The organism is Chryseobacterium sp. BGARF1 (genome assembly GCF_001677955.1).
Taxonomy (GTDB): Bacteria; Bacteroidota; Bacteroidia; order Flavobacteriales; family Weeksellaceae; genus Chryseobacterium.
The window spans coordinates 1-9372 of the sequence record NZ_LELA01000036.1 but is presented as its reverse complement, the minus strand read 5'-3'; the positions used below and the strand labels follow the sequence as shown (position 1 = coordinate 9372).

Genomic DNA, 9372 nt, shown 5'->3' with positions numbered 1-9372 from the left:
TAAGTTAAGCTACATTTTGATAAATTTTGTTTTGATTGTTAAATTCTTCTATTGTTTGGTAATTTAGAGTACTGTGCCTTCTTTTTTTATTGTACCAGATTTCAATGTATTCAAATATTTCCAGCTCCATTTTTTCTTTTGTAATGAGCTTGTTTCCATAAATGAGCTCCGTTTTTAATGATTTGAAAAAACTTTGACTTCGTCGAACCACTCCGTTAGGTTTCAGCCACTGCATTATCCCAACAATTTCCTCTACGACTCATACTTCTTGTAACACCATAAAATTTAAGGGTATTCGCAAATTTTTTACTTGCATATTGAACGCCTCTGTCGCTGTGAAAAATTAATTAATCAATTATTTTCCGGTTTTTGATAGCCATTTTCCAGACTGCAAGGCTTGTCTCTTCGGTACTCATTCCGCTGCTCAGGCTCCATCCAATGATTTTCCTATCATATAAATCAATCATTGTCGTCAAATACAAAAATCCTTCTTTAGTTTGAATGTAAGTAATATCGGAAACCCAAACTTGCGCAGGTTTCTCGACAATAAAATTCCTGTCCAACACATTTTCTACCACCAAATAATTGTGTTTAGAATTTGTAGTTACTTTAAATTTATTGCTCAATTTACTTCTCAAACCCAGCTCTTTCATATATTTTGCAACAGTTATTCTGGAGATTTTGTAGCCTAAAGAATTCAATTCAAAAGTAATTCTTGGACTTCCGTAGCGTTGTTTTGATGAGAAATAAATTGAAGTGATTGGCTTTTTTGTTTTTTCTTTCAAAAGCAATCTTTTGCTACTCGGTCTATTTTTCCATTTGTAATATCCACTGGAACTTAGCTTTAAAACCTGACATATTTTTTCAATCGGGAATATAGATTCATTATTTTTTATGAATTCATATTTCATCGACCGCTCTTGGAAATGCTACAGCATTCATGAATACCTTAATAAGAAAATGAACTAAAAGATGCCGATTGCTTTTTTTAATATATCGCGTTCCAGCTCCGCATCTTTAAGCTTTTTTCCAGCTCGTGAATCTTTTCTTGTTCAGGGGTTAATTTTAAATTCCCGTTCCCCGGAAAGCTTCCTTCCACGAATTCTTCAAATTCTTTTCGCCATTTGTAAAGTAGCGTGACTGCGATTCCCCGTTCCCTTGCCAGTTCTGATATATTAGTTCGTTCTTTGCTTAGCTCAACGGCTTTGGTTTTAAAAGCAGGATCGTAGATTTTTCTCTCTCGTTTCATAAGGTTAAAATTAAGGTTTTATGCTTAACTTTAACTGGACACTAAATTAGTACATCCACAACCTAATATACAATCGATTATATTCTTAAAGTTTAAAATTATTCATTGGAGTACCTTGCAACGGTCTTAAAGTATCAATTGGTTTCATATTTATCATATTAGAATGGCACATCCAATTATTTTCAAATAAAAAAAGACAGGGACTTAAAAGCTCCTGCCCCTTTTTCTACCAAAGCCTTTAAAACATATGTACTATTTCTTGGATTTTGATAAAATCCTTTCTGAAAACTGATCGTTATTAAGGATTAGAATAACTTTTTCATGGTTTTTAGCTATAATTTATTTCCATTCAAAGATGCTACTTTAATGGGATAAAAATGCTATATATTTCTGGAAGAGACTTACATATATCACACTTTTTATAAGTCCTCTAAATTTTTCAGCCGTTTTTGCTTCAACTGTCTATAGAAAGAAGGAGAAAGTCCAGTTATTTTTTTAAATTGGTTGGAAAGGTGTGCTACACTGCTGTAATTGAGTTTATAAGAGATCTCGGTAAGATTAAGTTCATCATACAAAAGAAGCTCTTTAACCTTTTCTACTTTATTAATAATTATAAATTGCTGCAAAGTCATTCCTTTTACTTCAGAAAAGGTATTGGCAAGGTAAGTATAGTCATAACCGAGTTTTTCACTGATATAATCTGAGAAATTTCCTTCCGGAAGAGATTCTGAATAATGAATCATTTCTGTGACTGCGTTTTTAATTTTTTCAATCAGAATGCTTTTTTTGTCATCCAGTAATTCAAGTCCGGTTTTGAGGAGATTTTTCTTCAACAACAGTCGCTGTTCAATAGTAATATTATCCAATATTTCTACAAGACCTAGATCTACTACAGCATTCCTGATATTGAGTTTTTCTAGTTCCTGATGAACCACCATTTTACAGCGCAGGCTTACCATATATTTTATATATAACTTCATGATCCTTTACTGTATTTAAGCCCGTCAATCAATATGTCAACAGCCACTCTTTCAAAGTTAGTCCTTTAAATTTTAATATCTATGATTTATGTAACAAATTGAAAGACTATTACAAACCTTTCTTTTTTTTATAGATGACCTTTACATACAATAAAAATATTTTAAAATGTCAAAAGAAAAGGATACAAAGAAAAAAACAGATAAAACACCAGCAGCAAAATCCTTAAAAGAGAAGCGAGAGGATAAACAAAACAAAAGGAAGGAAAAAGAAAATGAAAGTCGCAACGCAACAACCTAAATGGTAGAAATAACGAAACAAGGAATAATACTCAGAAAAACCGACTTAAGTTTTGAGAACGAAGGAGTTTTAAATCCGGCGATTATTAAGGAAGATGGCAAAATATATTTATTTTACCGCGCTGTTGCCAAAGGTAATTTTTCATCTATTGGACATTGTGTATTGTCAGATCCGCTTACGGTAGAAAAACGATCAGATTCACCGATCATTATTCCTGGATATGAATATGAAAAAAACGGTGTAGAAGATCCTCGAATTGTAAAAATAGATGATTTATTTTATCTCACCTATACCAGTTATGACGGCATCAATGCTTTAGGAACTTTAAAGACTTCAAAAGACCTTAAATCCTGGAAAAATGAAGGAATTATTGTTCCGAAAATTTCCTATGAAGAGTTTAAGTTTTTATCGGAATCAGAGGGAATAATTCCTGAAAAATATAAAAGATACAACGAATTTCAGATTAATCACACTGACAGTGACTCCATCTTTTTATGGGATAAAAATCTTATTTTCTTCCCAAGAAAAATAAACGAAAAGTTTTATTTTCTTCACAGAATAAGACCTGAAATCCAGATTGTCAGCGTAAAAAATATCGAAGATTTAAATTCTGATTTCTGGCAGGATTACTTTTTTCATTTTAAAGACCATATTCTTTTATCTCCAAAATATGATCACGAATCAAGCTATATTGGAGGTGGATGCCCGCCAATAGAAACAGAATATGGCTGGCTGATGATTTATCACGGTGTTTATGATACTGTTAACGGATATGTTTATAATGCCTGTGCTGCTTTATTGGACCTCGAAAATCCAGAAAAAGAAATTTCCAGACTTCCTTATCCGCTTTTCAAACCGGAAGAAGAATGGGAATTAAGAGGTGAAGTTAACAATGTCTGTTTCCCGACAGGAACCATTATAGAAAATGACAGACTGTACATTTATTATGGAGCTGCAGACGAAAGGATAGGTGTGGCATCACTCAGTATTTCAAAATTATTGAAAGAACTGATGATGTATGCAGTATAAAGATGAACTGGCAGATAAGGTTAAAAAAAGAAATTAAAAATGAATAAAAATATTAATTCAGACGTGGAGGATAAAGCAATTAGACGATTTTATAATGATAAAAAACACAAAACCTATAATAAAGCCAACATTGTCTTTGTAAGCACTTTTCCTCCAAAAGTATGCGGAATTGCCACTTATACACAAGATCTTATAAAATCTCTTCATTCGAAATTCGGAGAATCCATCAATGCGATTATTTGTCCGCTAGAAACAGAAGAGGAAAACTATGAGTATAATGAATATACTGAGTATAAATTAAATATCTCAGATGCTGTTTCTTATTTGGAATTGGCTGCAAAGATCAATAAAAACGATACTGTTGAGCTAGTGATGCTCCAGCATGAATTCGGCTTTTTTAATGAAACCCGAAATGGTTTGTTTCTTTTTCTCAAGAACTTAAAAAAAGATGTTATTATTACTTTTCACACTGTTTTGCCAAAACCGGGTAAAGAGCTAAAGGAAAAGGTGAAAGAGATTGCCGGTTTTGCAAAATCTCTTATTGTAATGACCAGTATTTCTGCGGACATTCTCTCGAATGATTATGAAATTCCTTTCGATAAAATTACGATAATCCCTCACGGAACGCATCTTCTGCCCTTCACAGACAAAATTGCTTTGAAAGAAAAGTATAATCTTGAAAACAAAAAAGTTCTTTCAACTTTCGGATTATTAGGTTCTGGAAAAAATATTGAAACCACACTGAAAGCCTTACCGGAGATCATTGCTAAAAATCCTGATGTAATTTTTTTAATTCTTGGCAAAACACATCCTGCAATAGTAAGGCACGAAGGCGAAAAATATCGTGATTTTTTAGAAAATCTCACTTGTAAACTTCATCTGGAAAACAACATCCGCTTTATCAATGATTATCTGCCACTTCCAGAATTACTAGAATATCTGCAGCTTACCGACGTTTACCTTTTCACGTCAAAAGACAGAAACCAGGCAGTGAGCGGCACATTTTCCTATGCGATAAGCAGCGGATGCGCCATTGTCTCTACTCCAATTCCACACGCTCTGGAAGTTTTAAAGGAAGATACGGGAATTATTATTGATTTTGAAGCTCCGGAGCAGTTGTCTATTGCTGTAAACACATTATTAGAAAATGAAAGCAAACGGGAGGAACTACGTTTGAAATCACTGGAAAAAATGGCTCCGACAGCGTGGGAAAATTCATCTATTTTACACGCTTTGTTATTCCAGAAATTTAGAAATAATAAAACAAACCTCAATTATACTCTACCGGAAATCAATCTTGGACATATTCAAAATATGACGACAGATCTCGGGATGATCCAGTTTTCAAAGATCAGTAAGCCGGATATTAATTCAGGTTACACACTGGATGATAATGCGCGGGGGATGATTGCTATTTGCAGGCATTTTGAAGTCAGTAGAGACAAAGCAGACTTGCAATTAATTTCAATTTATTTAAACTTTATTAAATTTTGCCAGCAAAAAGACGGAAGTTTTCTGAATTACGTCGACGAGCACAAACAGTTTACACAACAGAATTACGAAACCAATCTGGATGATTCAAACGGCAGAGCAATCTGGGCTTTAGGTTATTTAATTTCATTAAAAGAAATTTTATCCCCGGAATTATCTGAGACTGCAGAGAATATCATTCAAAAAAATCTTATCTGGGCAGAAAAAATCCATTCTACAAGAGCAATAGCTTTTATAATAAAAGGATTATACTATCAAAATTCAGAAAAAAACTTTCCATTATTAAAAGAATTAGCGAACCGTCTGGCAAAAATGTATCAACACGAAGCAAAAGACGATTGGCATTGGTTTGAAAGTTATCTGACCTACGGCAACAGCCTATTGCCGGAAGCTTTACTCTGTGCTTGGACCTCAACCAAAGATGAACTTTACAAACAAATTGCGGAAGAATCTTTCCAGTTTTTGCTATCTAAAATTATGATTGATGATAATATAAAAGTGGTTTCCAATAAAGGCTGGATGCAAAAAGAAAACACTAAAAACGACACTCCAATTGGTGGAGAACAGCCTATTGATGTTGCTTATACTGTTTTGGCATTATCTACATTTTACAAAGTTTTTGATGACGAAAAATATTTACAAATGATGATTAACTCATTCAATTGGTTTTTAGGAAAAAATCACTTGAATCAAATCGTTTATAACCCTGCAACAGGAGGCTGTTATGACGGACTTGAGGAGAGAAATGTAAATCTCAATCAGGGTGCAGAATCTACAGTTAGTTATCTAATGGCAAGGCTTAGTCTTTAAAAATTAAGGTCATTATATACTTAGAGCCTGTGATAACTTTGGAAAGTTATCACAGGCTTATAAAAAAATAGAAAAACTATTTCAGCTCCTCTATTTTTTTATATTATATTTTAACTTAAAGATAACGGCTATTATCTATTGAGAAATAGATACAACTTTTAATTCTCCAAACCTTCTTTTCACTTCACTCTTGTCAGCATCCCACTTAAAAAGCCCCGGAGAAATATTCTTATTATTTAGGTTACTGGCATTAACAACAATGGTAACCCTATCCTTTTTTTCAGCTCTGCTAAAAGTCTTATTATCCGTAAATCCAAATATAAACGTACTGGAATTATTCAATGGATAGTTAGGAATAATTCTTAACATTTTAACATCAGGTATACTATCCAAAAATTTATTTAAGCTCAAGCCTTCATATAATTTAGAAGATTGCTTTACTTTTAAAATCTGTTTTTTACCTTCACTATCAAGTTCTTGGGATGATAATAGCACAGAAGATAAAACAGATAAAATAATTAATAATGATTTCATATTATTATATTATGGGCATTTTGTTTGTTCATATTTTGTATTTCCATCAGTTAGATATACCAATTTAGCGTCCAGTAAAAATTAAGCATAAAACCTTGATGTTAACCTCTGAAGCGAGAGCAAAAAATCTACGATTCAGCATTTTTCAGTTCTACATTAAAGACAGATAACGCAAAATAAGAATTTAAAATACTAAAATAGGATTTATAATTGGTTGACCAAGCTAAAATGAGAAAGTTCGCACTTTGTGAAATGAAGAATAAATGGTTGATTGCTACCCAAACTTGATTAGGTTTGGTGATTTGATAATCCAATATCATGTTTTTATGCTTTCTAAAGCGATGATGAGAGTTGGTTGTGACGTGATAACTTCTCTTGGGAACAATCAGTAAATGATTAGCCCGTAAAATATCAAAGAACTTATCTCTACCAATATGCAATGATTTGAGAAGTTTCTTTAGCATAAAATACAGTTTCTTGCCACCTATCTTGGGTTGTATGATGCGCTTTTCTTCAACCAAAGCCACTACTTGCTGGGCTTTGTCGGTTCTCATTGTGCTGCGTTTCAAACTTCGATAATAGACTTGTCTATCCAATCCGGACAATCCACAGGTGAAAACTAAGGTTTCTTTTTCTGTTCTGCGGAAGTTGCTGATTGTGCGGATGCGGAGTTTTTTCGGATGTCAATCTGATATTCACTCTCTGCAAGATTAATCATCATATCGAAGAAAATTGCTTTTTTATCGGCAATGTAGGCTTGTCTTTCTAGTACTGCTTTTTGTTTTTCGAGCAATTTTACTTCAGCTTCCAATTCCATAATTCTTTGTTCAGGTGTTTTTTGCATAGCATTTGGTGTTTGATTGTCCCAATCAAAGTTACCATATTTTCTGAGCCAAGTGACGATAGTGGAGCGAGATTGTATCGCATATTTTTTACGACATTCGGTAATTCCTAATTTACCCGATTCAATTTCTTTTACAATCTGAAGTTTCAAACTTAGACTGTAATCTTTCTGCGTGCGCTTTACATAAAGCTTTTCTAATTCTTCTTTCATAACGATTCTTTTTTTTGTATCGCTATTTCAGGACTAGACAATTTATAAATAGAAACTCCCCTCGATTGAGGGGAGTTTTTTATTTTGTCGTCACTTGATAACAATACGACACATTAAGCGTTCTACTTTCCAATGGAATTGGGCTAACTACCCAGCAGGACGTCAAGATGAGGTATCCCCTTGGTTAGAAGCTTTAAGACCGTTGCACCGTACTCCAATGAATAATTTTAAACTTTAAGAATATAATCGATTGTATATTAGGTTGTTATTTTGTTTGCGTGTATATTTAAGGTATGAAAATAGATAAAGCCCCTAGTATGGCAGATGTTATCTGCGATTTGAGAATTAGAAAAATAAAATCTACATTTTTTGATCAGATGGATATTCTTATCAATTGGAGATTACTTACCAATATCATCAATAAGTACTATACTAAAGGCAACAGCGCGGTTGGAACTCCTAGCTATGACGGGCTTTTGCTTTTTAAGATGAGTCTTTTACAGACATGGTATGGATTGAGCGATTATGAAGTAGAAGACCGCATCAATGACTCAATTTCTTTTAGCAAATTCTGTGGATTAACATTAGAGCAAAGTGCGCCAGATCACAGTACTTTAAGCCGATTTAGAAGCATCATGACTCGAAATAATGCCTATGAAAAACTTTTAAAAGAACTCAACAAACAACTCTCAAAACACAACATAAAAAAAAAAGTGGAGCTATTATAGATGCATCCGTTATTGACACCCCCTTAAAGCCCAAAGGAAAAATAACATACGAAGTAGCTCAGGATAGAAAAGAAGATGAGCCAGATGCAGCGGATTTGGAAAAAGAATCCTCTGAAAAACAACAGCAGATAAGAACAAAAAGTAGCGTTGACAGCGATGGGGCTTGGATAAAAAAAGGAGGAAAGCTTCGTTATGGGTACAAAAAACATCACGTAACGGACGAAAACGGCTTGGTTTTAGGCCTTTTGACTACACCAGCCAATGTGAATGAGATTGCAAATTTGGAGGAAGTATTAGGTATGGCGGATTTGCAGAAAAACATATTTTTATACGGAGACAAAGGCTATCAGTCTGCAAAAAATGAAACTCTATTGCAGTCTAAGTTACTTAAAAACAGGATTCTAAAGAAGGAAAAAAAGAACAAACCTTTAACCGAGAGTGAAAAAAGGTTCAACAAATTGTGTGGTAAGATTCGTTATAAAGTAGAGCGTACATTTGGAAGTATCAAACGATGGTTTTCTGGAGGAGTTGCACGCTATAAGGGGATTTCGAGATGCACACGCAAAATTTATTAGAAGCGATGGCTTATAATTTACACCGAAGTCCAGCCATAGTTATGCTTAATACTCTAAAAACCAAAAAATAAGCTTCATTAAACCATTAGTAATGTCTAAAAAACCAAAAAATAGCAGTTCAATTTAAAATCAATGTCTAAATATTTCAAAAAAATAAACGAAATATTGGTCGCTGATGGTTATGCAACGGTCTTGCTTTAGTTAACGCAAGAAAATGGTGTGAGGGGAATAAGATATAATAGATTTATAAAAAGAAAAGGACGCTGTGAAGCATCCTTTTATAATATTAATTATCCTTAATATAAATATATAATTCTAATATTACAAAATTTCAATAAAATGCATATTAATCAATTAATGTTTCAGAACAATATACAAAAGATGATTTTATAATTTAACGTCTAACATTTCCAATTTATCGTAATCCTTATAATTTTTTACGATATGTTCAGTTATTTTTTGATCAAATTCGCTTAGATTTTCAAAGGAAGCAACTCCATAATTAGGATCAAAAAAATAAATTTTTTTAACTTCTTTTGTAATCTTCCCCAAAAACCGTATCATTTAAAAATATAGTTTTTAAATTTGGAAGACTATGAAAAACAGTAAATTTTCAGAAGTTCA

12 protein-coding genes and 1 pseudogene are annotated in these 9372 nt (G+C 33.0%); 5 read left to right on the top strand and 8 right to left on the bottom strand.

Going from position 1 to position 9372, the window contains the following annotated elements; translation table 11 throughout:
* Window positions 1–4 precede the first annotated feature (4 nt).
* From AB671_RS22925 to AB671_RS06515, 4 genes and pseudogenes are all read right to left on the bottom strand, one after another.
* Window positions 5–235, bottom strand: a complete 231-nt coding sequence (locus AB671_RS22925; protein ID WP_262484055.1) for an IS3 family transposase — start codon at window positions 233–235, stop codon at window positions 5–7.
* Window positions 216–911, bottom strand: a pseudogene (locus tag AB671_RS22920) (IS3 family transposase). The gene AB671_RS22925 and the pseudogene AB671_RS22920 overlap by 20 nt, the downstream one beginning before the upstream one ends.
* A 77-nt stretch (window positions 912–988) precedes the next feature.
* Window positions 989–1249 (bottom strand): transposase, encoded by a 261-nt coding sequence (locus tag AB671_RS22915; protein WP_082987250.1) that lies wholly within the window; start codon window positions 1247–1249, stop codon window positions 989–991.
* Between the two features lie 419 nt (window positions 1250–1668).
* A complete protein-coding gene (locus AB671_RS06515; RefSeq protein ID WP_228390900.1) occupies window positions 1669–2229 on the bottom strand; it encodes a helix-turn-helix domain-containing protein in 561 nt (186 codons plus the stop codon).
* A 166-nt stretch (window positions 2230–2395) separates the two neighbouring features.
* On the opposite strand from AB671_RS06515, the gene AB671_RS22910 reads away from it, so the two are divergent.
* Genes AB671_RS22910 through AB671_RS06505 form a run of 3 tightly spaced genes read left to right on the top strand, consistent with a single transcriptional unit; the run spans window position 2396 to window position 5857 of the window.
* Window positions 2396–2527: a hypothetical protein gene (locus AB671_RS22910; protein WP_262484053.1), complete on the top strand. Its 132-nt coding sequence runs from the start codon at window positions 2396–2398 to the stop codon at window positions 2525–2527.
* Window positions 2528–3556, top strand: a complete 1029-nt coding sequence (locus AB671_RS06510) for a pesticidal protein Cry7Aa (RefSeq protein ID WP_066676691.1) — start codon at window positions 2528–2530, stop codon at window positions 3554–3556.
* A 39-nt stretch (window positions 3557–3595) separates the two neighbouring features.
* A complete protein-coding gene (locus AB671_RS06505; RefSeq protein WP_082987249.1) occupies window positions 3596–5857 on the top strand; it encodes a glycosyltransferase in 2262 nt (753 codons plus the stop codon).
* 135 nt (window positions 5858–5992) lie between these two features.
* Here AB671_RS06505 and AB671_RS06500 read toward each other — a convergent pair whose 3' ends face one another.
* The 3 genes from AB671_RS06500 to AB671_RS06490 all read right to left on the bottom strand — a co-directional run bounded on the left by AB671_RS06500 (window position 5993) and on the right by AB671_RS06490 (window position 7445).
* The gene (locus AB671_RS06500) at window positions 5993–6391 is read right to left on the bottom strand and encodes a hypothetical protein (RefSeq protein WP_157444152.1); all 399 of its coding nucleotides are present in this window, start codon (window positions 6389–6391) and stop codon (window positions 5993–5995) included.
* A gap of 128 nt (window positions 6392–6519) precedes the next feature.
* Entirely contained in the window at window positions 6520–6945 is a 426-nt protein-coding gene (locus AB671_RS06495) for a hypothetical protein (protein ID WP_066676687.1), read from the bottom strand.
* A 65-nt stretch (window positions 6946–7010) separates the two neighbouring features.
* On the bottom strand, window positions 7011–7445 hold the full coding sequence (locus AB671_RS06490) for a transposase (RefSeq protein WP_066676685.1): 435 nt from the start codon (window positions 7443–7445) through the stop codon (window positions 7011–7013).
* Window positions 7446–7738: 293 nt separating this feature from the next.
* Between AB671_RS06490 and AB671_RS22750 the strand changes: the two genes are divergently transcribed.
* Window positions 7739–8173: a transposase gene (locus AB671_RS22750; protein WP_228390899.1), complete on the top strand. Its 435-nt coding sequence runs from the start codon at window positions 7739–7741 to the stop codon at window positions 8171–8173.
* Window positions 8167–8748, top strand: coding sequence for a transposase (locus AB671_RS22745; protein ID WP_228390901.1), 582 nt, complete (start codon window positions 8167–8169; stop codon window positions 8746–8748). Before AB671_RS22750 ends, AB671_RS22745 begins: the two co-directional genes overlap by 7 nt.
* Before the next feature lie 387 nt (window positions 8749–9135).
* On the opposite strand, the gene AB671_RS23045 is transcribed toward AB671_RS22745, so the two are convergent.
* The gene (locus AB671_RS23045) at window positions 9136–9312 is read right to left on the bottom strand and encodes a YopT-type cysteine protease domain-containing protein (RefSeq protein WP_157444151.1); all 177 of its coding nucleotides are present in this window, start codon (window positions 9310–9312) and stop codon (window positions 9136–9138) included.
* Window positions 9313–9372: the final 60 nt, after the last annotated feature.

Coding starts and splice junctions, on each gene's coding strand:
- AB671_RS06500 (WP_157444152.1), bottom strand. CDS start 6,391: ATGAAATCATTATTAATTATTTTATCTGTTTTATCTTCTGTGCTATTA.
- AB671_RS06505 (WP_082987249.1), top strand. CDS start 3,596: ATGAATAAAAATATTAATTCAGACGTGGAGGATAAAGCAATTAGACGA.
- AB671_RS06510 (WP_066676691.1), top strand. CDS start 2,528: ATGGTAGAAATAACGAAACAAGGAATAATACTCAGAAAAACCGACTTA.
- AB671_RS22750 (WP_228390899.1), top strand. CDS start 7,739: ATGAAAATAGATAAAGCCCCTAGTATGGCAGATGTTATCTGCGATTTG.
- AB671_RS22925 (WP_262484055.1), bottom strand. CDS start 235: ATGCAGTGGCTGAAACCTAACGGAGTGGTTCGACGAAGTCAAAGTTTT.
- AB671_RS23045 (WP_157444151.1), bottom strand. CDS start 9,312: ATGATACGGTTTTTGGGGAAGATTACAAAAGAAGTTAAAAAAATTTAT.
- AB671_RS06495 (WP_066676687.1), bottom strand. CDS start 6,945: ATGAGAACCGACAAAGCCCAGCAAGTAGTGGCTTTGGTTGAAGAAAAG.
- AB671_RS06515 (WP_228390900.1), bottom strand. CDS start 2,229: ATGAAGTTATATATAAAATATATGGTAAGCCTGCGCTGTAAAATGGTG.
- AB671_RS06490 (WP_066676685.1), bottom strand. CDS start 7,445: ATGAAAGAAGAATTAGAAAAGCTTTATGTAAAGCGCACGCAGAAAGAT.
- AB671_RS22915 (WP_082987250.1), bottom strand. CDS start 1,249: ATGAAACGAGAGAGAAAAATCTACGATCCTGCTTTTAAAACCAAAGCC.
- AB671_RS22910 (WP_262484053.1), top strand. CDS start 2,396: ATGTCAAAAGAAAAGGATACAAAGAAAAAAACAGATAAAACACCAGCA.